Annotated in this window: 20 protein-coding genes and 1 pseudogene; 12 read left to right on the top strand and 9 right to left on the bottom strand. The window is 68.8% G+C overall.

Annotated elements, in window-relative coordinates; genetic code table 11:
- The first annotated feature begins 12 nt into the window (after nt 1-12).
- The 5 genes from OC534_RS00830 (at nt 13) to betA (ending at nt 6917) form a co-directional block, all read left to right on the top strand.
- Nucleotides 13-831 carry a thiol:disulfide interchange protein DsbA/DsbL gene (locus tag OC534_RS00830; RefSeq protein ID WP_153164768.1) on the top strand — a complete coding sequence of 273 codons (819 nt, stop codon included), beginning with the start codon at nt 13-15 and terminating at the stop codon, nt 829-831.
- A gap of 23 nt (nt 832-854) precedes the next feature.
- A complete protein-coding gene (locus tag OC534_RS00825) occupies nt 855-1622 on the top strand; it encodes an endonuclease/exonuclease/phosphatase family protein (protein WP_017354773.1) in 768 nt (255 codons plus the stop codon).
- A 107-nt stretch (nt 1623-1729) separates the two neighbouring features.
- Nucleotides 1730-3709 (top strand): choline BCCT transporter BetT, encoded by a 1980-nt coding sequence (gene betT / locus OC534_RS00820; RefSeq protein WP_017354774.1) that lies wholly within the window; start codon nt 1730-1732, stop codon nt 3707-3709.
- Nucleotides 3710-3745: 36 nt separating this feature from the next.
- Nucleotides 3746-5218 carry a betaine-aldehyde dehydrogenase gene (betB, locus tag OC534_RS00815; RefSeq protein ID WP_153164770.1) on the top strand — a complete coding sequence of 491 codons (1473 nt, stop codon included), beginning with the start codon at nt 3746-3748 and terminating at the stop codon, nt 5216-5218.
- A gap of 25 nt (nt 5219-5243) precedes the next feature.
- Nucleotides 5244-6917 (top strand): choline dehydrogenase, encoded by a 1674-nt coding sequence (gene betA / locus OC534_RS00810; protein WP_017354776.1) that lies wholly within the window; start codon nt 5244-5246, stop codon nt 6915-6917.
- A gap of 10 nt (nt 6918-6927) precedes the next feature.
- On the opposite strand, the gene OC534_RS00805 is transcribed toward betA, so the two are convergent.
- Nucleotides 6928-7806 (bottom strand): EamA family transporter, encoded by an 879-nt coding sequence (locus OC534_RS00805; RefSeq protein WP_017354777.1) that lies wholly within the window; start codon nt 7804-7806, stop codon nt 6928-6930.
- Between the two features lie 73 nt (nt 7807-7879).
- On the opposite strand from OC534_RS00805, the pseudogene OC534_RS00800 reads away from it, so the two are divergent.
- Nucleotides 7880-8044, top strand: a pseudogene (locus tag OC534_RS00800) (Lrp/AsnC family transcriptional regulator); the annotation flags it as partial.
- Nucleotides 8045-8079: 35 nt separating this feature from the next.
- Here OC534_RS00800 and OC534_RS00795 read toward each other — a convergent pair.
- Both OC534_RS00795 and OC534_RS00790 read right to left on the bottom strand, forming a co-directional pair.
- A complete protein-coding gene (locus tag OC534_RS00795) occupies nt 8080-8568 on the bottom strand; it encodes a LuxR family transcriptional regulator (RefSeq protein ID WP_136005081.1) in 489 nt (162 codons plus the stop codon).
- 57 nt (nt 8569-8625) lie between these two features.
- The gene (locus OC534_RS00790; RefSeq protein ID WP_026070565.1) at nt 8626-9105 is read right to left on the bottom strand and encodes a VOC family protein; all 480 of its coding nucleotides are present in this window, start codon (nt 9103-9105) and stop codon (nt 8626-8628) included.
- Nucleotides 9106-9381: 276 nt separating this feature from the next.
- On the opposite strand from OC534_RS00790, the gene fhuE reads away from it, so the two are divergent.
- Nucleotides 9382-11553, top strand: a complete 2172-nt coding sequence (fhuE, locus tag OC534_RS00785) for a ferric-rhodotorulic acid/ferric-coprogen receptor FhuE (RefSeq protein WP_262071215.1) — start codon at nt 9382-9384, stop codon at nt 11551-11553.
- Between the two features lie 135 nt (nt 11554-11688).
- Nucleotides 11689-12306, top strand: a complete 618-nt coding sequence (locus tag OC534_RS00780) for a M23 family metallopeptidase (protein WP_051008559.1) — start codon at nt 11689-11691, stop codon at nt 12304-12306.
- Between the two features lie 46 nt (nt 12307-12352).
- Here the strand turns inward: OC534_RS00780 and OC534_RS00775 are convergent, their stop codons facing one another.
- Both OC534_RS00775 and OC534_RS00770 read right to left on the bottom strand, forming a co-directional pair.
- On the bottom strand, nt 12353-12979 hold the full coding sequence (locus OC534_RS00775) for a LysE family translocator (protein ID WP_136005085.1): 627 nt from the start codon (nt 12977-12979) through the stop codon (nt 12353-12355).
- 177 nt (nt 12980-13156) lie between these two features.
- A complete protein-coding gene (locus tag OC534_RS00770; RefSeq protein WP_136005087.1) occupies nt 13157-16030 on the bottom strand; it encodes a TonB-dependent receptor in 2874 nt (957 codons plus the stop codon).
- A gap of 317 nt (nt 16031-16347) precedes the next feature.
- Between OC534_RS00770 and OC534_RS00765 the strand changes: the two genes are divergently transcribed.
- The 4 genes from OC534_RS00765 (at nt 16348) to OC534_RS00750 (ending at nt 21346) form a co-directional block, all read left to right on the top strand.
- On the top strand, nt 16348-18312 hold the full coding sequence (locus tag OC534_RS00765) for a transglycosylase SLT domain-containing protein (RefSeq protein WP_153164774.1): 1965 nt from the start codon (nt 16348-16350) through the stop codon (nt 18310-18312).
- A 100-nt stretch (nt 18313-18412) separates the two neighbouring features.
- Entirely contained in the window at nt 18413-19633 is a 1221-nt protein-coding gene (locus OC534_RS00760) for a multifunctional CCA addition/repair protein (protein WP_136005093.1), read from the top strand.
- A gap of 84 nt (nt 19634-19717) precedes the next feature.
- Nucleotides 19718-20683, top strand: coding sequence for a L,D-transpeptidase (locus OC534_RS00755; protein WP_037590684.1), 966 nt, complete (start codon nt 19718-19720; stop codon nt 20681-20683).
- 3 nt (nt 20684-20686) lie between these two features.
- Nucleotides 20687-21346 carry a M23 family metallopeptidase gene (locus OC534_RS00750; RefSeq protein ID WP_153164776.1) on the top strand — a complete coding sequence of 220 codons (660 nt, stop codon included), beginning with the start codon at nt 20687-20689 and terminating at the stop codon, nt 21344-21346.
- Between the two features lie 9 nt (nt 21347-21355).
- On the opposite strand, the gene OC534_RS00745 is transcribed toward OC534_RS00750, so the two are convergent.
- From OC534_RS00745 to OC534_RS00730, 4 genes are read right to left on the bottom strand one after another with little or no spacing between them, the layout of a single operon-like run.
- Entirely contained in the window at nt 21356-21739 is a 384-nt protein-coding gene (locus OC534_RS00745) for a hypothetical protein (protein ID WP_154081096.1), read from the bottom strand.
- Between the two features lie 60 nt (nt 21740-21799).
- On the bottom strand, nt 21800-22864 hold the full coding sequence (locus OC534_RS00740) for a heparan-alpha-glucosaminide N-acetyltransferase domain-containing protein (RefSeq protein ID WP_262071214.1): 1065 nt from the start codon (nt 22862-22864) through the stop codon (nt 21800-21802).
- Nucleotides 22861-24009 carry an N-acetylglucosamine-6-phosphate deacetylase gene (nagA, locus tag OC534_RS00735; RefSeq protein ID WP_262071213.1) on the bottom strand — a complete coding sequence of 383 codons (1149 nt, stop codon included), beginning with the start codon at nt 24007-24009 and terminating at the stop codon, nt 22861-22863. Before nagA ends, OC534_RS00740 begins: the two co-directional genes overlap by 4 nt.
- Nucleotides 24009-25037 (bottom strand): SIS domain-containing protein, encoded by a 1029-nt coding sequence (locus tag OC534_RS00730; RefSeq protein WP_262071212.1) that lies wholly within the window; start codon nt 25035-25037, stop codon nt 24009-24011. Before OC534_RS00730 ends, nagA begins: the two co-directional genes overlap by 1 nt.
- Nucleotides 25038-25040 lie beyond the last annotated feature (3 nt).

The following is a 25040-nucleotide window of genomic DNA, read 5'->3' as shown; positions in this document are numbered from 1 at the left end:
GGAGATGCTTCGATGAAAACCCGTTTCGCTATGACGTTGATGGCCCTGCTGCCGATCCTGGCCGCGTGCAAGGCCCAGGATGGCACCGCCAACACCGCCGCCCCGACCGAGCCGGCCACCCCGGCGACGGCCCCGGCCAGCGAACCGGCCGCGCCGGCCACCCCGGCTGCCGCCGGCGAGACTGCCGCGGCGGCCGCGGCCACCGAGAACGCAGCGGCGCCGTCGCCGTCCGCCTCGGCACGCCCGACCGGCCCGGAACCGGTTGCCGGGACCGACTACGTGGTGATCGAGAACGGCCAGCCGTTCCAGCCGGCTACCGGCAAGATCGAAGTGGCCGAAGTGTTCGGCTACGTGTGCCCGGCCTGTGCCGCGTTCCAGCCGCTGATCGGGCCGTGGAAGGCCGGCCTGCCGAGCGACGTGAGCTTCGTCTACGTGCCGGCCATGTTCGGCAACACCTGGGATGACTACGGCCGTGCGTTCTACGCCGCGCAGAGCATGGGCCTGCAGGACAAGACCCACGAAGCGCTGTATGCCGCCATCCACGCCCAGCAGACCCTGAAGGGCGAGCGCGGCCGCGATTCGGTCGAGGACATCGCCAAGTTCTATTCCACCTTCGGCGCCGATCCGAAGCAGTTCGCCGCCACCATGAGCAGCTTCGCGGTCAACGCCAAGACCAATGCCGCCAAGCAGTTCGCGCAGCGCAGCGGCGTGACCGGCACCCCGTCGGTGATCGTCAACGGCAAGTACCTGGTCAAGGGCAAGAGCTTCCCGGACATGCTGCGCATCGCCGACCACCTGGTCGCGCGCGAACGCGCCGCCAAGGGCAACTGAGCACGGCTGCCAGCGAACCCGTCGTGACTTCCCCCGACACGCGGACCCTGCGCCTGCTCACGGCCAACATCCAGGCCGGCTCCAGCACCCGCCGCTACAGCGACTATGTGACCCGCAGCTGGTCGCATGCGCTGCCGGCGGGGCGCAAGCGGAGCAGCCTGGATGCCATCGCCCGGCTCGCCAGCGGCCATGACATCGTGGGCCTGCAGGAGGCCGATCCGGGCAGCCTGCGTTCGGGCTTCACCAACCAGACCCACTATCTGGCCGAGCGCGCCGGCTTCAACTACTGGAGCCACCAGCCGAACCGCCGCATGGGCGGGGTCGCCTCCAGCGCCAACGGCCTGCTCAGCCGGCTCGAGCCGGTGGAAGTCCAGGACCACGCCCTGCCCGGCCGCATCGGCGGGCGCGGCGTGCTGCTGGCGAAATTCGGTGATGGCCCTCACGGCCTCGCGGTGGCGGTGGCGCACCTGTCGCTGGGCACCAACTCGCGCATGGCGCAGTTGGCTTTCATCGCCGAACTGCTGTCCGACCATCCCAACGCGGTGCTGATGGGCGATTTCAACTGCGTGGCCGATCGACCGGAAATGCAGGCGCTCTACCGCCACACGCGACTGCAGCCGCCGGGCTGCGTGGTGCCGACTTTCCCGAGCTGGCGCCCCGAGCGTGCGATCGACCACATCCTGGTCAGCGATGGCCTGACCATCCAGCGTACCGAAGCAGTGGCGGCCGCGTTTTCCGACCACCTGGCAGTGGGCATGGACCTGCAGGTTCCGACCAGCGCCCTGCGCTGACGCTCATGCCCAGCCACGCGCCGGGCCGATGCGCTGACGCAGCATCCACACCCGGTGTGCGATAAATCGCCCCTCCGCCGTCCAGGCATCGGAGCGTCCCCCGCCTCATGAGTACCCTGGAGCCGCATCCGCCCGAGGTGCGCACGCTTCGTCCCGTTTTCCTGCTTGCCGCCACCCTCGTGGCGGCATTCGCCATTCTGGTTGCCGCATTTCCCATCGATGCAGGCGTGGCGCTGCTGGACGCGCAGACCTGGGCCTCGCGCAACGTCGGCTGGTACTACCTGCTGGCGATGACGGTGTACCTGGTGTTCGTGGTCGGCGTGGCCCTGTCCGGCTACGGCAACGTCAAACTCGGTGCCGATCACGACGAGCCGGAGTTCAGCTATCTGTCCTGGGCCGGCATGCTGTTCGCCGCCGGCATCAGCATCACCTTGTTCTTTTTCTGCGTGTCCGAGCCGCTCACCCACTACCTGGTCCCGCCGCAGGGCGGTGTGGGCAGCGGCGAGGCCAGCGCGCGCCAGGCCATGCAGCTGCTGTTCCTGCACTGGGGCCTGCACGGCTGGGGCGTGTTCGCGCTCGCCGCGATGGCACTGGCCTACTTCGCCTACCGCCACAACCTGCCGCTGGCCTTGCGTTCGGCGCTGTATCCGCTGATCGGCAAGCGCATCAATGGCCCGATCGGCTACACCGTGGATGCGCTGGGCATCGTGGCCACCGTGTTCGGGCTCGGCGCGGACATGGGCTTCGGCGTACTGCACCTCAATGCCGGGCTCAACACGCTGCTGCCGGTGCCGCATGCCGCCTGGGTGCAGGTCGGGCTGATCGTGCTGATGATGGGCGCGGCGATCACCGTGGCAGTCTCCGGCGTGGAGAAGGGCGTGCGCTGGATGTCGGACATCAACATGCTGCTGGCGATCGGGCTGCTGCTGTTCATGCTGTTCGCCGGCCCCACCCAGTACCTGCTCAATGCGCTGATGCAGAATCTGGGCGACTACCTGGGCAACGTGGTCGGCAAGAGCTTCGATGTCTACGCCTACGGCGGCCGGCCGGACTGGCTGGGCAACTGGACGGTGTTCTACTGGGCGTGGTGGATCGGCTGGGCGCCGTTCGTGGGCCTGTTCATCGCCCGCATTTCGCGCGGCCGCACCATCCGCGAGTTCGTGTTCGGCGTGCTGCTGATTCCGCTTGGCTTCACCCTGGCGTGGCTGTCCATCTTCGGCAACAGCGCGCTGGACCAGATCCTGCACCACGACCAGGTACAGCTGGCGCAGATGGCCGTGGACACCCCGCCGACCGTGCTCTACGCGCTGCTCGACAGCTATCCCTGGAGCCGCACCGTCATCACCGTCACGGTGATCGTCAGCTTCATCTTCTTCGTCACCTCCGCCGATTCGGGCACGGTGGTGTTGTCCACCCTGTCCTCCCACGGCGGTGCCCCCGAAGACGATGGCCCGCGCTGGCTGCGGGTGTTCTGGGGGGTGATGACCGGTCTGGTCACCGCCGGGCTGCTGCTGGCCGGCAGCATGGACGCGCTCAAATCGGCAGTGGTGCTGGCCTCACTGCCGTTCTCGGTGGTGCTGCTGCTGATGCTGTGGGGCCTGACCCGCGCGCTGGGCGAGGAATCCCAGCGCAGGAAGGCCTCGCAGTACTCGCCCACCCCGCTGATCGGGCAGTCCCGGCACCAGCGCGGCTGGCGCCAGCGCCTGACCCAGGCCGTGCATTTCCCGGTGCGCGACGAGGTCTACCGGTTCATGGACACCGACGTGCGCCCGGCCATCGAAGCGGTGGCCGCGCAGTTGCGCGAGCAGGGCCTGAATGTGCAGACCAGCTTCGAGCCAGGCCAGATGGAACTGGTGGTGGACCACGGCGAACAGCAGGTGTTCCGCTACCAGGTGGTGATGCGCGGCTACCTCACCCCGTCCTTCGCCGCGCAGCGCTTCCGCAACCAGCGCTACTACCGCGCCGAAGTCCACCTCTATGAGGGGGGACAGGACTACGAGCTGGTCGGCTACAGCCGCCAGCAGATCATCAACGACATCATCGACCAGTACGAGCGCCATCTGCAGTTCCTGCACCTCACGCGCTGACCTCGGCTGGTCTCCCGCTGCAAAGGAGTCATCGACATGCCCACCTTCCCCGATCAACTGCTGTACATCGGCGGCCGCTACGTTCCGTCACAGGGCGGGACGACCTTCGAGGTCATCGACCCGGCCAACGGCGAGGTGCTCGCCAACGTGCACAGCGCCAACCGCGACGATCTCGACGCCGCCGTGGCGAGTGCACGGACCGGCCAGAAAGCATGGGCCGCACTGACCACCGTGGAGCGCTCGCGCATCCTGCTGCGCGCGGTGGCCCTGCTGCGCGAGCGCAACGATGCATTGGCCGCGCTGGAGAGCCGCAACACCGGCAAGCCACTGAGCGAAACCACCGCCGTGGACATCGTCACCGGCGCAGATGTACTGGAGTACTACGCCGGCGTGATGCACGGCCTGGAAGGCAGCCAGGTGCCGCTGCGCGACAGCAGCTTCTTCTACACCCGGCAGGAACCGCTGGGCGTGGTCGGCGCGATCGGCGCGTGGAACTACCCGATCCAGATCGCCCTGTGGAAGGCCGCCCCGGCGCTGGCCGCCGGCAACGCGATGATCTTCAAGCCCAGCGAAGTCACGCCGCTGACCGCACTGAAGCTGGCCGAGATCTTCACTGAAGCCGGACTGCCCGACGGTGTGTTCAACGTACTGCCCGGCGATGGTGCCGGCGTGGGTTCGGCGCTGACCGAACATCCCGGCATCGAGAAGATCTCCTTCACCGGCGGCACCAGCACCGGCCGCAAGGTGATGGCCAGCGCCTCCAGCTCCACGCTCAAGGAGGTGACGATGGAGCTCGGCGGAAAGTCGCCGCTGATCGTCTGCGCCGACGCCGATCTGGACCTGGCTGCCGACGTGGCGATGATGGCGAACTTCTACAGTGCCGGTCAGGTGTGCACCAACGGCACCCGCGTGTTCGTGCCCAGGACCCGCCTTGCCGCTTTTGAAGGCAAGCTGCTGGACCGTGTCGCGCGCATCCGCATCGGCGATCCGCTGGCCAGCGACACCACCTTCGGCCCGCTCGTCAGCGCCGCACACATGCACCGCGTGCTCGAGCACATCGCCAGCGGCAGGGCCGAGGGCGCACGGCTGGTCTGCGGCGGCGAGCGCCTCACCGACGGTGCGCTGGCCAAGGGCTGCTATGTGGCGCCGACCATCTTCAGCGACTGCCGCGATGACATGCGCATCGTGCGGGAAGAGATCTTCGGCCCGGTCATGAGCCTGCTGGCCTACGACGATGAGGAGGAGGCCGTGCGCCGCGCCAACGACACCGATTACGGGCTGGCGGCCGGCGTGGTGACCCCCGACCTCGCGCGCGCCCATCGCCTCATCCACCAGCTCGAGGCCGGCATCTGCTGGATCAACTGCTGGGGCGAATCGCCGGCACAGATGCCGGTGGGCGGCTACAAGCAGTCCGGCGTCGGCCGCGAGAACGGGCTGGCGACGCTGCGCGCCTACACCCGCACCAAATCCATCCAGATCGAGCTGGACCGCTACGCGTCGGTGTTCTGAACCGGCCCGACAAGGAGACGCTGCCATGAAGCGCGAGTACGACTACATCATCATCGGCGCCGGGTCGGCCGGCAACACACTGGCTGCGCGCCTGACCGAGGACGCCGGCATCAGCGTGCTGCTGCTGGAGGCCGGCGGTCCCGACTACCGGCTGGATTTCCGCACCCAGATGCCGGCTGCACTGGCCTATCCGCTGCAGGGCCGCCGCTACAACTGGGCCTATGAAACCGAGCCGGAGCCGCACATGGACAACCGGCGCATGGAATGCGGGCGCGGCAAGGGGCTGGGCGGCTCCTCGCTGATCAACGGCATGTGCTACATCCGCGGCAACGCGCTGGACTTCGACCAGTGGGCCTCGTTCGATGGCCTGGAGGACTGGAGCTACCACGACGTGCTGCCGTATTTCCGCAAGGCCGAAACCCGCGACATCGGCGCCAACGACTATCACGGCGGCGACGGCCCGGTCAGCGTGGCCACGCCGAAGAACGGCAACAACGTACTGTTCCATGCGATGGTCGAGGCCGGCGTACAGGCGGGCTATCCGCGCACCGACGACCTCAACGGCTACCAGCAGGAGGGCTTCGGCCCGATGGACCGGACCGTGACTCCGCGCGGCCGCCGTTCCAGCACCGCACGCGGCTACCTGGACATGGCCAAGGACCGCGATGGCCTGGAGATCGTGGTGCACGCCACCACCGACCGCATCCTGTTCGACGGCAAGCGCGCGGTGGGCGTGCGCTACCTGGCCGGCGGCAGCGCCACGCCGATCGATGCCCACGCACGACGTGAAGTGCTGCTGTGCGCCGGTGCGATCGCCTCGCCGCAGATCCTGCAGCGTTCCGGCGTGGGCGCGCCGGCGCTGCTGGCATCGCTCGGCGTGCCGGTGGTGCACGATCTGCCCGGGGTCGGCGAGAACCTGCAGGATCACCTGGAGGTGTACATGCAGTACGCCTGCAAAAAGCCGGTGTCGCTGTACCCCGCCCTGCAGTGGTGGAACCAGCCGGCGATCGGTGCGGAGTGGCTGTTTGCCGGGACCGGCATCGGTGCCAGCAACCAGTTCGAGGCGGGCGGCTTCATCCGCACGCGCGAGGACTTCGAGTGGCCCAACATCCAGTACCACTTCCTGCCGGTGGCGATCAATTACAACGGTACCAATGCCGTCAAGGAGCATGGCTTCCAGGCGCACGTAGGCTCGATGCGCACGCCCAGCCGTGGCCGCGTGCACGCGCGTTCGCTGGACCCGCACGCGCATCCGTCGATCCTGTTCAACTACCAGTCCACCGACCAGGACTGGCAGGAGTTCCGCGACGCGATCCGGATCACGCGCGAGATCATCGCCCAACCGGCCCTGGACGCGTACCGCGGGCGCGAGATCAGCCCCAGTGCCGACTGCAGGACCGACGCCGAGCTGGACGCCTTCGTGCGCGCCCGCGCCGAAACCGCATACCACCCGTCGTGCTCCTGCGCGATGGGCACCGACGCGATGAGTGTGGTGGATGGCCAGGGCCGCGTGCATGGCATGCAGGGCCTGCGCGTGGTGGACGCCTCGATCATGCCGCGCATCATCACCGGCAACCTCAATGCCACCACCATCATGATTGCCGAGAAGATCGCCGACCGCATCCGTGGCCGCGCCCCGCTGCCGCGCAGCACCGCCCCCTATCACGTCGCAGGTGACACCCCCGCACGACAGCGCTGACGCGCCGCTGCTACGCCGGGGCGCCCGGCACCTGCGGGGAGGGCCGCCGGGCGGTCACCGTGCTGCCCACCGACGCCACCACGGTGCAGCCGATCGCGGTCCACTGCAGCGGGGTCAGGTGTTCGGCCAGCAGTCCCATCGCCAGCAGCGCGGCCACCGCCGGCTCCATGCTGATCAGGATGCCGAAGGTCTCCTTCGGCAGCCGCTTGAGCGCCATCATCTCCAGCGACATCGGGATGGCGCTCGACACGATCGCCACGCCCAGCCCGAACAGCAGGATCGCCGGGTCCAGCAGCGCCATGCCGGCATGCGCCACGCCCACCGGCACCACCACAAGCGCGGCCACGCACAGCCCCAGCGACACGGTGTGCCCGGCATGCAGATGGCCCGCGCGCTTGCCGAAGATGATGTACATCGCCCAGCATGCCGCCGCCCCGAGCGCGAACAGCACGCCGACCGGGTCCAGCGGCGCGCCATGCCCCAGCGGCAGAAGCAGCAGCAGCCCGATCAGCGCGCATCCCACCCAGACGAAATCCACCGGCCGGCGCGACGACCACATCGCCACCGCCAGCGGTCCGCAGAACTCGATGGCCACTGCGATCCCGAACGGGATCGTGCGCAGCGCCATGTAGAACATCAGGTTCATCGCGCCCAGGGTGATCCCGTAGCGGACGATCGCGCCGGCATCGGCGCGCGTGGTGGTCCACCGCCACGGCCGGAACACCGCCAGCAGCACCAGCGCCGAGAAGCCCACGCGCAGCGCGCTGGTGCCCTGCGCGCCGATCAGCGGAAACAGCTGTTTGGCAAAGGAGGTGCCCACCGACAGGGCGGTGACCGAACCGAGGACGGCCAGGACGGGAATCAGCGAAGCATGGCGTGAGGTCGACATCGCGCCATCATAGTGCGCGCGGCCCGAAGCAAGGACTCGATGGCAGACGCCTCCCTGCATGTTTCGCGCATCCATGACCGCCGCCCACCGCCCCGACGGCTTCGACCGCGCCATCCCGGCCATCCTGCAGCGCGACAACGCCACGCCGCCGCGCAGGACCACCGACGTCGTGCACCTGTCCGCCCCGGCCGCGCAGCGCCGCATCAAACGCCTGCAGGAGACCGGCATCCTCCGTGCCAGGCGAGGGCAGGACGTGCCGCTCCGGCCGCGGCGTCAGGGTACCCGCGTGAAGTGGATGGTCATCAGGATCGGCTTGCCATCCTGGCTGAAGAACGCCTTGGATTCGGTCATCCGGTCGCGATCCGCGGCCACAGTGTAGATGCGTGTCGAGGCCGGGGTACCGTGGTCGACCAGCTGCATCACCAGCACGTTTGGCGCCGGCATGCTCAGCGAGGCCACGTCCGCGCCGTAGTTGCCGGTGATCGGGCCGGGCGTGCCATCCAGCGGCAGCGTGCTGTCGGCCGTCATCGTGGCGCCCCTGGGGTCGACGATCTCGGCGCGGGTGGACCACCGGCCGTTGCCGGCGTCCTTGAATTCCAGCACCACGCGCCGGGGCCGCTGCGCCACCGGCATCGGCAGCGTGGCCACGTCGATCGCCCAGCGGCCGGCCAGCGGCGATACGGCCGGCGTGGCCGCCGTGACCGGCGCGGGACTGGCCTGCAACGCGATGGCGGCCAGGCACGCAATGAACATCCTCTTCATGGATTCTCCTTCTCGGGTGGGCAGGGTGGATCCGTTGCCGCGGTGCGGCCGCTGGGCCTAGCCGCGCACGGCGGCCTCGATGCGGGCCACATCGATTCTGCGCATGGTCATCATCGCCTCGAAGGCGCGCCTGGCCACTGCCGGGTCCTTGCTGGTGACGGCCTCGCTGAGCACGCGTGGCGTGATCTGCCAGGACAGCCCCCACTTGTCGCGGCACCAGCCGCAGGCGCTTTCCTCGCCGCCGTTGCCGACGATGGCCTCCCACAGGCGGTCGGTCTCGGCCTGGTCGTCGGTGGCGATCTGGAACGAGAAGGCCTCGCTGTGCCGGAATGCCGGCCCGCCGTTGAGGCCGATGCAGGGAATGCCGGCCACCGTGAAGTCCACCGTCAGCACGTCGCCCTGCCTGCCGGACGGAAAGTCCGCAGGGGCGTGGTGGACAGCGGTGACCGCGCTGTCCGGAAAGGTCCGGGCGTAGAAGGTGGCAGCGTCCAGGGCGGTGCCGTCGAACCACAGGCAGATCGTGTTGCGCGCAATCATGGCGGTCATCCGGGAAGAACCGCGCCCACGCTACGGCGGACGATGTTAAGCCGATGCCGTGGCTGACCGCCCCCGGCGTACCTGAATTGGCAATAGTAATGCTTCCCATTACCATATCCTCACCCCGTCGGTGCCAGGGAGGCACGGCGATCATCGGTCGCGCAGCCACGGTCCTGCTCCGCAGGGCCTCGCCAGCGTCGCACCGTCCCCCACCCACTAGGCAGCGCCTGGCCCTCGAGGACATCGGCCGCGCGTGCCCGCGCCCTGGAACCGCCGATGCCCCGTACGTCCGTTGTGATGCCCCGCCCCCTGCCCCAGCGCCGCCTGTCGCAGGCCCTGTTCGCCGCGCTGTGCGCGCTGTCCACCGCACCTGCCCTGGCCCAGGTCGCCGCCGATGCCACCACGCTGGACAAGGTGGTGGTCAAGGGCGAGCGTGCCGAAGGCTATTCGGTCCGCAGGACCTCCGCCGGCACCCGCTTCGACCTGGCTCCCCGCGAGATTCCGCAGTCGATCAGCATCATCAGCCACCAGCGCATCGAGGACCAGAACCTCGATGACATCATCGACGTGCTGGCCAACACCACCGGCGTGAGCAGCACCCAGTCCGATACCGAGCGGACCGAGTTCTACGCGCGCGGCTTCTATATCGACAGCTACCAGTTCGACAACCTGCCCACGCAGATGGTGCAGAACTGGAGCTACGGTGATTCCGGCCTGGACCTGGCGCTGTATGACCGCGTGGAAGTGGTGCGCGGCGCGACCGGCCTGTTGAGCGGCGCAGGCAACCCGTCGGCCTCGGTCAACCTGATCCGCAAGCACGCCGACAGCGCCGAGCTGACCGGCAGCGTGTCGGTGAACGTAGGCAGCTGGGGGCGCACCCGCTCCACCGTGGACGTGACCACTCCGCTCAACGCCAGCGGCTCGGTGCGCGCGCGCGTCATCGGCAGCTACCTGGACACCGAATCGCAGATGGACCGCTACAACCAGCACAAGACGCTGGGCTATGCGGTGATCGATGCCGACCTGACCCCGGATACCCAGTTGAGCGTGGGCTACGATTACCAGCAGAAGCGCGCCAACGGGGCGACGTGGGGCGGGTTCCCGATGCTGTTCGCCGACGGCAGCCCCACCGGCTACGACGAGGCGTTCAATGCCGCCGCGAAGTGGACCTACTGGGACACCACCAGCAAACGCGCGTTCGCCACGCTGGAGCATGGCTTCGCCAACGACTGGAAGGTCCGCGTCGGCGCCACCCACGATGAGACCCGGGCCGACGACAAGCTGTTCTACCCGGCCTACAACGACTGGACCACGGGCGCGTCGCTGCTGGATCCGGTGACCGGTGCGGGGGTTTCGCCGTCGGCCGGGTTCTACAACACCGAGCGCAAGGTCGACGCGATCGACGGCTTCGTGGAGGGCCCGTTCCAGCTGTTCGGCCGCGAGCACCAGTTCATGGCCGGGCTGAGCTACAACAAGCGCAGGTACGCCAACTATGGCGACTACCAGGTCGGGGGCGAGGGCCGCCCCTGGGACCCGTTCCCCAGCTACCTGGACTGGACCGGCAACATCGCCGAACCCAACTGGAACGCGCTGGCGCTGGCCAGCAAAGGCACCATCACCCAGAAGGCCGGCTACGCCGCCACCCGTCTGTCGCTGGCCGATCCGCTGAAGCTGATTCTCGGCGCGCGCTACACCGACTGGAAGAGCGAAGGCGAAGACGCCGACCGTTCGCACACGGTCACGACCCCGTACGCCGGTCTGGTCTTTGACCTCAGCGACACCTGGAGCACCTACGCCGCCTACACCGAGATCTTCCAGCCACAGACGCTCAAGAAGCAGAACGGCAGCTACCTCGACCCGGTCGACGGCAAGAGCTACGAAGTCGGCGTCAAGGGTGCCTGGTTCGACAACCGCCTCAATGCGTCGCTGGCGGTGTTCCGCATCGAACAGGACAACGTGGGTCAGGCCACCACCCTTCCGGTGGACGGCAGCCTCAACGAGTTTGCCTACATCGCCGCGCGCGGCACGGTGAGCCGGGGTGTCGAACTGGAGCTCAACGGCGAGCTGGCCCCGGGCTGGAATGCCACCGTTGGCGCGTCGCGCTACGTGGCCAAGGACATCAACGATGCGGACATCAACACCAACCTGCCGCAGACCACGATCAAGCTGTTCACCAGCTACACCCCGCAGTCGATGACCGATCTCACCGTCGGCGGCGGCGCGAACTGGCAGAACCGCATCTACTACCCGGTGCCGGCCTACGGTCGCATCGAGCAGGATGCCTACGCGCTGGTCAGTGCGTTCGTGCGCTACCGCATCTCGCCGGCGTTCAGTGTGCAGGCCAACCTCGACAACCTGCTGGACAGGAAATACCTGTCGCAGATCAACGGCTACGGCGCGTACGGCGACGGCCGCAACGGCTCGATCACGTTCACCTGGTCGTTCTGACCGGGCACGCAATGCGCCACGCAGCACACAGAGAGCCGGGCATTGCCCGGCTCTTTGCACAGGGGCATCACGCGTGCGTTGTGTGCACACGCGGCCTGCTAGTCTGTTCCCCGTTCCCGCCGGACACCGACGTCGATGCCCGTGGACCCGCACGCTCCGTCCTCCCCGCCGCCAGGCCCCCACCGCTCGGCCGCCTGGCGCGTGCGCCGCTGGCTGGTGCGGCTGCTGGTGCTGGCCGTCCTTGCCGTGCTGGCGGGTGTGCTGTGGAACAGTCCGTGGGCACAAGCCCCACGCGCGCTGTGGGCGCTGTCGCGGATGGCGCCACCGGAGGCGCTGCCGGTGCCGGTGGACGGTGTCGCGGCCCGGCGCATCGCCGACACCTTCGGCGCACCGCGCGGACGCGACCGCACCCATGCCGGGCTCGACATCTTCGCTCCCCGCGGTACCGCCGTGACCAGCGCCACGCCGGGCATCGTGGCGGACATCCGTGACGGGGGACTCGGCGGTCGCCAGGTCTGGATACTGGGACCGGCGCGCGAGCGCTACTACTACGCGCACCTGGACGGCTGGCGCGAGGGGCTGTCCCGCGGCGAGGTGGTGGAGGCCGGGACCGTGCTCGGCTACGTCGGCGACAGCGGCAACGCCAAAGGCACCCCGCCTCACCTGCACTGGGGCATCTACGGCAGCACGGGAGCCTACGATCCGCTGCCGTTGCTGCGGGCGTGGACCGCACCGGATCGATCCGGTCGTTGATCGACCCACGACATCGCCGTAATACCGGCCGCTGGCCGGCACCTGCTCAGGGCCGCGCGCGCAGCAGCGCCAGCCCGAACCCGATGAAGATCGTGCCGACCACGCGGTCGAACACCTTGCGCAGACCCGGACGGGCCAGGTAGCCGGCCAGGCTGTGGCCACCGGCGGCGTAGACGGCGTACCAGAACACCTCCATCACCGCGAAGGTACTCACCAGCACCACGAACTGCGGCAGCTGCGGCTGGCCGAGGTCGACGAACTGCGGCAGGAATGCCGAGGCGAACAGCAGCAGCTTGGGGTTGCTGATGCCAATGATGAAGCCGTCGCGGAACAGGATGCGGCGCGACGTGGGCGCGATCGCGGCCGGGTTGCCCACGTCCAGCGGCGCGTCGCCGCCGCGCCAGGCGTTGATGCCCAGGTAGACCAGATAGGCCACGCCGGCATAGCGCAGCACATCAAAGACCAGCGGCGAGGCCTTGAGGACCGCGCCCAGGCCCGCTGCGGAAATCGACAGCGCCAGCACCAGCGCGCTCAGGCAGCCGGCCATCGCGGCGATGCTGCGGCGGAAGCCGACGCGCACGCTGCGGGTCATCACGTGCAGCATGTTCGGCCCCGGCGTGCCGCACAGCACGAACACGGTAACGGCGAAGATCCACCAGGTATGCAGGCTCATGACGACCGTCGGTGACAAAGGGGTGCAGTGCGCGCGTGCACGGCACCGCCATGATAGGGCGATGGTCGTCCGCCTGCGCGGCGTGGCCGGAATACGCCATGCGCTTGGCCCGTGGCGGAAACGCACCGGGGCGCCCTGACGGCGCCCCGATGGGTCATTGCCGGGTACGGCTCTGGATCAGAACCGCAGGTCCGCGCGCAGGTACCAGTAGCGGCCACGCGGGATGTCGTAGGTGGACGCGTCGTAGCCGTTGAGCGAGCAGGACAGGCAGATCGGCGGGTCCTTGTCGAACGCATTGTTCAACCCGGCGCTCAGCTGCAGGCCCTTCAGCCAGTCCACTTTGTAGCCCAGCTGCAGGTCGTGGTAAGTGATCGCCGCCAGCTCGTTGGTGCCGGCCACCTGGTTGCTGCACACCGGGAACGCCGACGCATCGCCGCATTCCTCGGTCAGCTTGGAGATGTGGCGCACCGTCCACGACGCATTCCAGCGGCCCAGCGACCAGAGCAGGCTGGCGTTGCTGGTCCACTCGGGAATGGAGCTGTCCACCACTTCCACGCCCGGTTCCTGCGGCTGCCGCTGGCCGGCGGCGCCCAGTGCCTCGTAGCGGCCGACGAAGGTGTTCTTCCAGGCCAGCTTGAACTGGCCGATGTCGCTCTGCGGCAGCGTCCAGAACAGGTCCACGTCCCAGCCGTCGGTCTTGATCGAGCCCAGGTTGGTGAGGCGGTTGTTGAAGCCGCTCACCGCGCCGGTGGAAGCGCGGGTGATGCCATCGCAGTACAGCGGGTCCAGGGTGTCCACGCACAGGTCGAGCTGGGTCTGGGCGTTGATCGCCTGGATCGCCCCTTCGATGGTGTGGCGGTAGAACGTCACCTCCACATCGAAGCGTTCGGACCACGATGCATTGCTGCCGAACCACGGGCTCCACACGAAACCGGCACTGAAGCTGCGCGAGGTTTCCGGATCGAGCGCGGGATTGCCGCCGGTGGTCACCGAGATCTGCGAGTTGGCCTGCTGGAAGCCGGCCGGCACCCCCAGCGCGGCGCAGTTGGCGGCGCTGCCGCGCGGCGGCGTACCGCCCAGGCCAACCGAGCACGGGTCGAACAGCTGCAGGTCCGCTCGCGCTGCGGAGCCGTACAGCTCACCGATCGAGGGCGCACGGAAGCCTTCGGCATAGGTGGTACGCAGCACGAAGTCGTTGGTCACCTGCCAGCGCAGGCCGTACTTGGGCGTGAACTCGCCACCGAAGGTGGAGTAGTCCGAGTAGCGTCCGGCCAGGCTGAGGTCGAGCTTCTCGCCGATGGCGCTCTTGGCGAAGATCGGGATGCTCAGCTCCAGGTAGGCCTCGTTGACGTCATAGGAGCCGGACGTGGGCAGCGACGGGACGCCGTTGTAGTACCCGGCCACGGTCAGCGGATCGGGCTGGTACCAGCCTTCGTACTTGCGGTACTCCACGCCGGCCGCGAATGACACCGGGCCGGCCGGCAGGGTGAACAGGTCGCTGCTCAGGTTGGCGGTGAACAGGCTCAGTTCGTTCTGGCTGCGGTCGCGTACCACCGGCTGGATCCAGCGCAGCATGTCCGGCGTGATGGTGCCGGGACCGCCGAAGATGTTCAGCGGCACGCAGCCGGCGGTGGCTGCGCAGAGGGCCGGATCGCCCAGCGCCAGGTTGATGTTGTAGATGTTGTAGCTGCCGTAGTTGGTCTGCTCGGCCTTGTTCTTGCTGTACATGCCGTTGACGTCCCAGAACCAGCTGCGGTCGGCCGCCTCGAACTGGCCGACCAGGCCGGTGGCGAAGTACTGGGTCGTCACCTTCTGCTCGAACACGCGCGCGCCGCCCTCCACCGGGCGGCGGCCGATCACCAGCAGATTGTCGGACGAGTCCAGGTCGAACCCGAACGGGTTGTACGGGTTCTGCGCCGAGATCACGATGTTGTCGGCCAGCGGATTGCCGGTAGCGCCGTCGGGGCCGAAGAACAGCGGCTCGGGCGCGGCCTGGTTGGTCGATTCGCGGCGGTTGCCCAGCGCCTTGATGTACCACTGCACGTTGTCGGTGATGTCGAAGCGGAACTGGCCGAAGAGGCCTTTGCGCTCGGACGGCGTCAGCACCATGTTGTACTCGGCGAAGTTGAACCGGTCCGGCGTGCCGAAGCAGTGATAGTCGTCCGTACGATCACAGCCTCCGGCGCCATTGAAGACCGGAGACGTAACGCCGTTGTTGGGCGTGAGATTGTGTTCAATGCCCGTGTTTGGATCGATGAAACGGAAACGCCCGGTCGGCGTGGCCGAGCTGCCGAACGACAGGCCGGTGCCAGGAATCGGGAAGCGAGACTGCTCGCGGTCGATCGCATACACGGGGTCCTGCTTGGTCCAGCTGGCGCCGAGGAACAATGTGTAGCGGTCACCGCTGGTGCCCCAGGCCAGGTCCACGCCCTTCTGGGTGCCGTCGCCCTTGCTGTACTCGCCGTAGTTCATCGTCACCTGCGCGCCATCGAACTGGCGGCGCGTGATGATGTTGACCACGCCGGCGATGGCGTCGGACCCGTACAGCGACGATGCGCCATCCTCGAGCACTTCGATGCGCTCCACGATCGCCAGTGGAATGGTGTTGAGGTCGGTGGCCGCGCCCACGCCGGAGGCGGAGGATTCATTGACCCAACGGATGCCGTCGACCAGCACCAGCACGCGCTTGGCGCCCAGGTGGCGCAGATCGACCTGCGCCGAGCCGGCACCGACACCGCTGCCGTCCGGCGGGAAGCCGAAGTTGCCCGAGGAGTTGAACTTGGCGTTGAGCGCCGAGCCCGAGCCGGTGAGCTGCTGCAGCACTTCGCCGATCGAGTTGAAGCCGGTGCGTTCGATGTCGTCGCGGGTCAGCGTCTGCACCGGCACCTGGCCTTCCACCTCGGCGCGTTTGATGCGCGTCCCGGTGACTTCGATCCGATCCAGATCCGTGGTGGCGCGGGGTGCATCCTGCGCGGCGACGAGCGCCGGAGCAGCCAACAACAGGCACAGCGATACAGCGACCGCCAACGGGCGGCGATGCAGGTCGTTCATTCGCTCTCTCTCCAAAGGAATGTTGGGCTGGACTGCCGTCCCCCCCTGCTGACGGCAGTGTCTCCTTTGTAAACAACCTGTAAATGTCGCGACGTGACGACGACCCCGCTTTCACGTCGTTTCGACAAATCCGAACAGGCGCCGTCGCGCAGCACCGTTCCCTGCGGGCCCACCGGACCGGTCCCGATGCGCAGCCTGTGCAGGTGGCCGGCATCCCCGCGCAGGTGGATCGGACGCGGCGCCGAAGGGCGGCGTTCGTTCATGTTCGAGTCGGCTGGCGCGCACCGCCCTTCACGCCGCGCCGTTATGCTTTGACGATGAATGCACTCCCCCTCTTTTTCCTCGGCACGCTTGCCATCGCCGCAGCCGCAGACGCCGGCGCGCAGTCGCTTGATGCCCAGCGCGCGCAGCTCAAGGCCGCCATCGACAACGCCGAGCGCGGTCAGTACGACCCGGCCCAGGCCGCCGCACTGAGCCGCCACCCGCTGTACGGCTGGCTCGAATACGCCAATCTGCGCCGCACCATCGATACGGTGGGCAATGCCCAAGCGCAGGACTTCCTCAAGCGGTACAACGGCCAGGCCGTGGCATCGAGTTTCCGCAGCGTATGGCTGCCCGCCGTGGCGCGGCGCCAGGACTGGCCGACCCTGCTGGCCAACTGGGTGCCCACCGAGAACGTCGGCCTGCGCTGTGCCCAGCTCAACGCGCGCCAGGCCACCGGCAAGGCCGACGCCCAGTGGACCAGTGAGGCCCAGGCGATCTGGCGCAGCACCGGCAAGTCCCTGCCCGACGCCTGCGATGCGGTGTTTGCCGTGCTCGATGCCAAGGGCGGGCTGAGTGCCGAACTGCGCTGGGCGCGCATCGACGCGGCCGCCGATGAGGGCCAGCCGGCGGTGATGCGCAGTGCCGCACGCGGGTTGCCGGCCGCCGATCTGGCGCTGGCCAACACCTACGCCGCGTTCGTCGACAAGCCCAATGCCAGCGCGTTGAACTGGCCGCGCACGGCGCGCAGCCAGCGCATCGCCACCGATGGCCTGGCCAAGCTGGCCAAGGCCGATCCGGGCGCCACCGAGCAGCAATTGCCGCAGTACGCCAGCGCGCTGCAGCTCAGCGCTGCCCAGCAGGCGCAGGTGCTGTACCAGATCGCGCTGTGGACCGTGGCGTCGTACGGGCCCGAGTCCGCCCGACGCCTGAATGCCGTGCCCGAATCGGCGTATGACGAACGGCTGCACGAATGGCGCGTGCGCGAAGCGCTGTCGCGCGGTGACTGGCCGCAGGCGCTCACCGCGATCCGCAAGATGGGCAGCACCCAGCGCAACGACTCGCGCTGGCGCTATTTCGAAGCGCGCATGCTGGAGAAGACCGGCAGACGCAGCGAGGCCCAGGCGGTGTACCGTGAGGCCGCACGCGCCGCCACCTTCCACGGCTTCCTCGCCGCCGACCAGCTCGGCCAGCCCTACACGCTGTGCCCGTGGGAGCCCAACGACAGCAGGCAGGCGCAGGCGGCGGTCGCACGCGACCCGGCCATCGTGCGCGCGATGGAGCTGTTCAAGATCGAACGCAGCGGCTGGGCCGTGGCCGAGTGGAACGATGCGCTGAGCCGCTACGACACCACCCAGCGCCGCATCGCGGTGGAGGTGGCGCGCGACAACGGCTGGTTCGACCGCGCGGTGTTCTCGCTCGGCAAGACCCCGGACGAGCAGCGCCTGTACGCGCTGCGCTTCCCGCTCCACCACGACGACACCATCCGCCGCGAGTCGCTGCGCAACGCCATCGACCCGGCCTGGGTGGCGGCGGAAATCCGCGCGGAGAGCATCTTCAACCCGAAGGCGCGCTCGCCGGCCAACGCGATGGGCCTGATGCAGGTCCTGCCCGCGACCGGCGCCAGCGTGGCCAAGTCGATCGGCCTGGCCAACTACGGCGGTGCGGCCAGCCTGTACGACCCGGACACCAACATCGCCATCGGCACCGCCTACCTGCGCCAGCTGATGGACAAGTATCAGGGCCTGCCCTACGTCACCATCGCCGCCTACAACGCCGGTCCCACGCCGACCGCGCGCTGGCAGACGCAGCGCCCGGGCTTTGATCCGGACATCTGGATCGAGACCATCAGCTACAAGGAAACCCGCGAGTACGTGGCGCGCATCCTGGCCTTCAGCGTGATCTACGACTGGCGCCTCAACGGCGACGCGCTGCCGGTCAGCGACCGCATGAACGGGCGTCTGCAGGCCAGGCGCAAGAGCTTCACGTGCGCGGCCAACGCCGACAAGGGCGGCGACTGATCCTCGCCGCGCAGGTGACGCCGACCGCGCGGGCGAGCCTGCCGAGCGCGGGTTGAGCCGCGGCGACCGCGTCCGGGAAGGCCGTGGCATCATTGCCCGCATGAAGATCTATCTTGTCGGCGGCGCGGTACGCGACCGCCTGCTGCAGCGTCCGCCCGGCGACCGCGACTGGGTGGTGGTCGGTGCTACCCAGCCGGACATGGAAGCGCTCGGTTACAAGGCCGTGGGCAAGGACTTTCCGGTATTCCTGCACCCGGACACAGGTGAGGAATATGCGCTGGCGCGTACCGAACGCAAGTCCGGTCGTGGTTATCGTGGCTTCGTGGTGGATGCCGATCCGTCGGTGACACTGGAAGACGACCTGCTGCGGCGCGATTTCACCATCAACGCGATCGCCTGCAACGAGGCGACCGGCGAGCTGGTCGATCCCTATGGCGGCCTGCGCGACATCGAGCAGCGCGTGCTGCGCCACGTCGGGCCCGCATTCGTCGAAGACCCTGTGCGTGTGCTGCGCGCGGCACGCTTCATGGCGCGTTTCGCCCCCCTGGGATTCACCGTGGCCGACGAGACGATGGCGCTGATGCGGCAGATCGCCGAGAGCGGCGAGCTCGACATGCTGGTGCCCGAGCGGGTCTGGCAGGAGCTGCGCCGGGTGCTGGCCTCGAACCGCCCCTCGGCGTTCCTGCGCACCCTGCACGATGCGCACGCACTCGGCCCGATCCTGCCCGAACTGGAGGCGCTGTACGGGGTGCCGCAACGCGCCGAGTTCCATCCCGAGGTGGATACCGGCGTGCACCAGGAGATGGTGAGCGACATGGCCGCACGGCTGGCGCCGGGAGATGATCTGGTCGGCTTTGCCGCGCTGACCCACGACCTCGGCAAAGGCCTGACGCCACCGGAGGAATGGCCGCGCCATATCATGCACGAGCAGCGCGGGCTGGCCCCGCTGCGGGCGCTGTGCGACCGGCTGAAGATCCCGCTGGAGCACCGCCAGCTCGCCGAAGCGGTATGCCGCGACCATCTCAACGTGCACCGCATCGACGAGCTGCGCGACGCCACCGTGCTCGAGCTGCTGGCGCGCTGCGACGCCTTCCGCCGCCCCGAGCGCATCGCACGGATCGCGGTGTGCTGCGAGGCCGACAAGCGCGGGCGGCTGGGCTTCGAGGAGAGCGACTACCCGCAGGGCGCCACGCTCACGCGGCTGCACCAGGCTGCCCTGGCTGTGCAGGCGCGCGACCTGGATACACAGGGGCTCGCCGGCCCCGCCATTGGCGAGGCGCTGGCACGGGCCCGCATCAAGGCGATCAGCGCGGCACGCTGACCGCTCATCCGGCAGTCAGCCGTTTCACGCCGGGTGCGCAGCGCAGTGGAGCATGGTGAGACCCTGTTCCCGCTGGAGTTGCCGATGATCCGATGCCTGCCTGCCCTGCTTCCGATGGCGCTGTGCGCGGCGCTGGCGAGCGCCGCACCGGCCATCGCGCAGACCCCCGCCCTGCCCACGCCGATTGCTGAAACCGCGTCGGTGCCGACCGGGCCGCGGTCGGACCTGCATGCGCAGGTGCTGCTCGACCGCGCGCACTTTTCCCCCGGCCAGATCGATGGCCTGCCCGGCTCCAACCAGAAGCGCGCAGTGTCCGGCTTTCAGGCCGCCCACGACCTGAAGGTGACCGGCGAGCTGGATGACGCCACGTGGCAGGCACTGCAGGCCGACCGCGTGGACGTGCTGGCGCGCTACACCTTGACCGCCGAGGATGTCGCCGGCCCCTTCCAGCCGGTACCGGACACCCCGGCCGCGCAGGCCAAGCTGAAAGCCCTGGGCTTCGCCTCCGTGGAAGAGGCCCTTGGCGAGCGCTTCCATGCCGATCCGGTGCTGTTGCGCACGCTCAATCCCGGTGTCGATTTCAGCAAGGCCGGCACGGCGATCCAGGTGCCGAACATCGCGCCGTCCACCCTGCCCAAGGCGGCCAGGCTGGTGATCGACAAATCCGAGTCGACGCTGCGCCTGTTCGACGCGCAGGGCAAGGTGTACGCGCAGTTCCCGGTGTCGTCAGGCAGCCGGCACGATCCACTGCCGATCGGCACCTGGAAGATCCTCGGCATCTCGCGCGATCCGACCTTCCACTACAACCCCAAACTGTTCTGGGATGCGCGCAAGGGCGAAGGCAAGGCCACCCTGCCGCCGGGTCCGAACAATCCGGTCGGCCGCGTCTGGATCGACCTCTCCAAACCGCACTACGGCCTGCACGGCACGCCCGAGCCGGGCCACGTGGGCAAAACCGAATCACACGGCTGCGTGCGCATGACCAACTGGGATGCGCTGCAGGTTGCCGACGCGGTGGATGCGTCGGTGCCGGTGGTGATGCAGGAGTAGACGATGAAGACCGGACTGCTGCTGGCGGTGGGACTGGTGACCGGCGTGCTCGGCGTATGGGTGCTGGCGCCGCCGGCCGCCCCACGGGCATCGACTTCACCCGCAGAGGTGGCGCATTCCGCTTCCGCACCGGCCGTGGCGGCGGCAACGGCATCCGCTGCCGCGCCACCGATCGCGCCTGCCGCGCCTGCCGTCTCCGCGCCGGCAGCGTCCGCACCCGCCGGCAGCCTGCTGCTGCCGGTGCAGGGCATCGCCGCCACCCAACTGCAGGACACCTTCACCGATGCGCGCAGCGAAGGCCGCGTGCACGATGCCATCGACATCCTTGCCCCCGCCGGTACGCCGGTGCTGGCGGTGGCCGATGGCACGGTGGAAAAGCTGTTCGACAGCGAACGCGGCGGACTCACGCTGTACCAGTTCGAGCCGAGCGGACGCTACTGCTACTACTACGCGCACCTGCAGCGTTATGCCGATGGCATTGCGGAGAAAAAAGCGATCCGGCGCGGCGAGGTGATCGGCTATGTCGGCAGCACCGGCAATGCGTCACCTGACGCGCCGCACCTGCATTTCGAGATCCACCGTCTGGGCGCGGAACGGCAATGGTGGAAGGGCGAGTCGCTCAATCCCTATCCCGTGCTGCGCGGTGACGTCACGCTGGACTGAGCCGTGCGCTCAGGCCTGCGCGTCGAGTGCGGCCTGCAGTTCGAGCACATGCTGCGAGCGCGCCAGCCCTTCAGCCCCCGACGTTGCACAAGCTGCGCACCATTGCGCCCGCGCGAGCGCGCTGCGCAGCATCAGCCGCGCCACCTCGGGAACCGCAGTGGGGGCGGCCGCCTGCAACGCCAGCGCCGCATAGTCGCGGTCACGCGGCCAATCCAGTGCATCGGCGTCAGTCTCCAACACCGCCAGCAGGCGCTGTGCCTCTGCGACGGAGGCAACGCCACACAGGTCGGCCACGTGCGCATCGATGGCGTCGGTGCGGCTGCCCCGCCGGCGCAGCGCCTCGGCGGTGTGCTGCAGCGGCGTCATGATCGGGCGTTCCGGTTCTGCATCCACGTGTTCCTTGTGTCGATCCGTGCCGAGCATAGCCGGCACGGCGTGCAGGCCGCCACGGATTCAGATCTTGAGGTAGATCCGCCGCCGGTCCAGCGCCCACATCACGCCCCACCACAGCGCCACGAAGGCCAGCGCGCAGCATAGCGATGCCAGCGATGCCGACGGCAGCCGGTCCGCCAGCCAGGCGTATGCCGTGGCCCACACGCCGCTGGCCACCAGCACCAGCGACATCGCCGACGACCCGAGGTAGGCCGCAATCGCGTTGACGCCGAAGCGCCGCCCCAGCGCCGGCGCGCCCCAGCGATCCACCAGCAGATGCGCGGCCAGCAGCGCGAGCACCGACAGGCCACCGGCCCACAGCACGAAGCTGGGCGTCCACAGGTGCTTGTTGAGCGGCAGCAACAGGGTCGCCAGCGCGCCAAGGGCCACGCACGCCAGGGCCAGGCCGCCCAGCCGGGCAAGCTGTCCGGTACGCAGCCACGCACCGGCGCGCAGGCCCAGCAGCGTGGTCGCAATGGCGCCGGCAGTGCTCAGCAGTCCTTCCGGATCGTGGCCCAGGCCGGTTTCGGTGGTGTACGTGTAGAGCATCGGGGCGAACAGTGCGGTATCCAGGCGGCTGGCCACATTCACCCACGGGTCGAGCGATGCGCCGCTCAGCAGCACGAGGCCGTAACCGGACAGCAGCACGCCCATCACCCCCCATTGCGTGCGCGCACGGGTGTGGATCGCCAACAGGCCCACCACCGCCACGCACACGGCGATCCGCTGCAGCACGCCCCACAGGCGATACGCCGGCAGCTCGAACAACCACCACGCCAGCAGGTGCAGCAATGCGCCAGCGACCAGAATGCGCAACGCGCGCTGCAGCAGCCCGCGACGCAGCGCCGGCCGCGCCGCCGGGTCGTGCGCACGCGGCACCAGGCTGAAGGCCATCGACACGCCGGCGATGAACAGGAACAGCGGGAAGATCAGGTCGGTCGGGGTGAAGCCATGCCAGTCCGCGTGCAGCAACGGGGCATATACATGGCCCCAGTCGCCCGGATTGTTGACCAGCAGCATCGCCGCAACGGTCAGCCCGCGCAGTGCATCGATCGAGCCCATGCGCGGGGATGAAGCGACGCTCATGCGTCTTCGCGCTGGCCGCCGATCCACGTGCTGCGCACCTGCAACGCATCGTCCAGCAGCACCAGGTCGGCGCGATGGCCTTCGGCAATGTGGCCGTAGCGATCATCCAGGTTGAGGAACTCCGCCGGATAGGTCGACGCCATGCGCGCCGCCTCGGCCAGCGGCAGCCCCAGCAGCTGCACCGCGTTGCGGACGGCCGTGGCCATGTCCAGCGCCGAGCCGGCCAGCGAGCCGGCCGCGTTGCGCACCACACCATCCACCGCAGTGATGACCTCGCCATACAGCACGTAGCTGGGGTCCTCCGCACCCACCGGCGGCATCGCATCGGTGACCAGCATGACCTTGCCGCGCGGCTTGGCCGCCAGCGCCACGCGCAGGCTGGCCGGATGCACGTGCACGCCATCGGCGATGATGCCCACCCAGCTGTCGCGGTCTTCCAGTGCCGCGCCGACCGCGCCCGGCTCGCGACCGGTCAGGGGCGACATCGCGTTGTACAGGTGGGTGAAACCGCGGATGCCCGCCTCCAGGCCGGCACGGGCCTCTTCGTAGCTGGCGGCGGTATGGCCGGCGGCCACCACCACGCCCCGCTCGACCAGCGCGCGGATGCTGTCCAGCGGCACCCGTTCCGGGGCCAGCGTCAGCAGCGTGACGCCGTTGTCCAGCGACGCCGCCAGCGCGATCTCGGCCGCATCGGGCACGCGGAACTTGCTGGCATCGTGCGTGCCCTTGCGCGCCGGCGCGATGTACGGCCCTTCCAGATGGATGCCGAGCACGCCCGGCACGCCATCGATGATGGCCTGGCGGGTGGCGGCGATGGCGCTGCGCATCACCTGCAGGTCATCGCTGATCAGCGTGGGCAGCAGGCCGGTGGTGCCAAAACGCCGGTGCGCCTGGGCCAGCGTGCGCAGCGTGGCCACATCCGGCGTGTTGTTGAACAGCACGCCGCCGCCGCCATTGACCTGCGCATCGATGAAGCCCGGCAGCAGCCAGCCGCCGCCAAGATCCACCTGTTCGTCGGCCTGGCCGAGCGTGGGCGCGGCATCGGACACCAGCGCGGTGATGCGGCCACTTTCGATCACGACGGCGAGGTCGTCGCGGAAGTCATCGCCAGCCAGGACGCGGGCATTGCGCAGCACGGTTTTCATCAGACGGTTTCCGTCACCTTGTTCAGATGCGGCGGCAGGTCAGGGTTGTGCCCACGACGCAGTGCCAGCGCGTTGATCGCGCGGTAGAAGGCCTGCACGGCCAGCAGCGGGGCGCACGCCGGATGCGGCGCAGCCGGCAGCGCCAGGTCGCCGCCCACATCGGCCAGCCACACCTGCGCATCACGCGCGGCAAATTCCTCCACCACGGCACGGGTGCCGGCGCCGGTTTCGTCGGGCTGGGCAAAGGCCAGCACCGGGAAGCCCGGGCCGACCAGCGCCATCGGGCCGTGCTTGACCTCGGCCGAGCTGTAGGCCTCGGCATGCAGGCCGCAGGTTTCCTTGAACTTCAGTGCTGCTTCCTGCGCCGCGCCGAGGCCAAGACCGCGGCCGAGCACGAACAGGTTGTGCGCCGGCACCAGACCCTCGGTGAGCGACGACCAGTCGCTGTTCCAGGCCTGGCGGAGCGCGTCGGGGAGCACCCGCAGCGCGGCGATCAGTGCCGCGTCCTGGCTCCAGTACGCCACCAGCTGCAGGATCGCCGACAGCGAGGCGAGATAGCTTTTGGTCGCCGCCACGCTGCGCTCGGCACCGGCGCCAAGCGCAATCACGCTCTCGGCCAGCTGCGCCAGTGGCGAATCCTCCACGTTGACCAGTGCCACCACGCGCGCGCCGGCCGCCCGCGCGGCCTCCGCGTTGCGCAGCAGGTCAGGACTCCTGCCGGACTGCGAAATCACGATGTACAGCGCCCCGCGCAACTGCAGTGGTGCCTCATAGACCGAGCCCACCGACGGCGACGCCGACGCGGTCACCAGCCCGAGCCGGGTTTCCAGCAGGTACTTGGCATAGGTGGCGGCATGGTCCGAGCTGCCCCGCGCGCAGGTCACCACGAACGGCGGCGGCGCGGCGCGCAGGCTCGCCGCCAGCGTTTCCACCGCGACCTGGTTGCGCGCGAACTGCGCGGCGATCACGTCGGCGGCTTCCGCAGCTTCGCGGTACATCAGGGTCTCGTGGGGAGCAGGCAGGGACATGGG

The sequence above is a fragment of the Stenotrophomonas sp. Marseille-Q5258 genome (assembly GCF_946900935.1).
Taxonomy (GTDB): domain Bacteria; phylum Pseudomonadota; class Gammaproteobacteria; order Xanthomonadales; family Xanthomonadaceae; genus Stenotrophomonas; species Stenotrophomonas nematodicola.
This window is presented reverse-complemented; position numbering and strand designations above follow the sequence as displayed.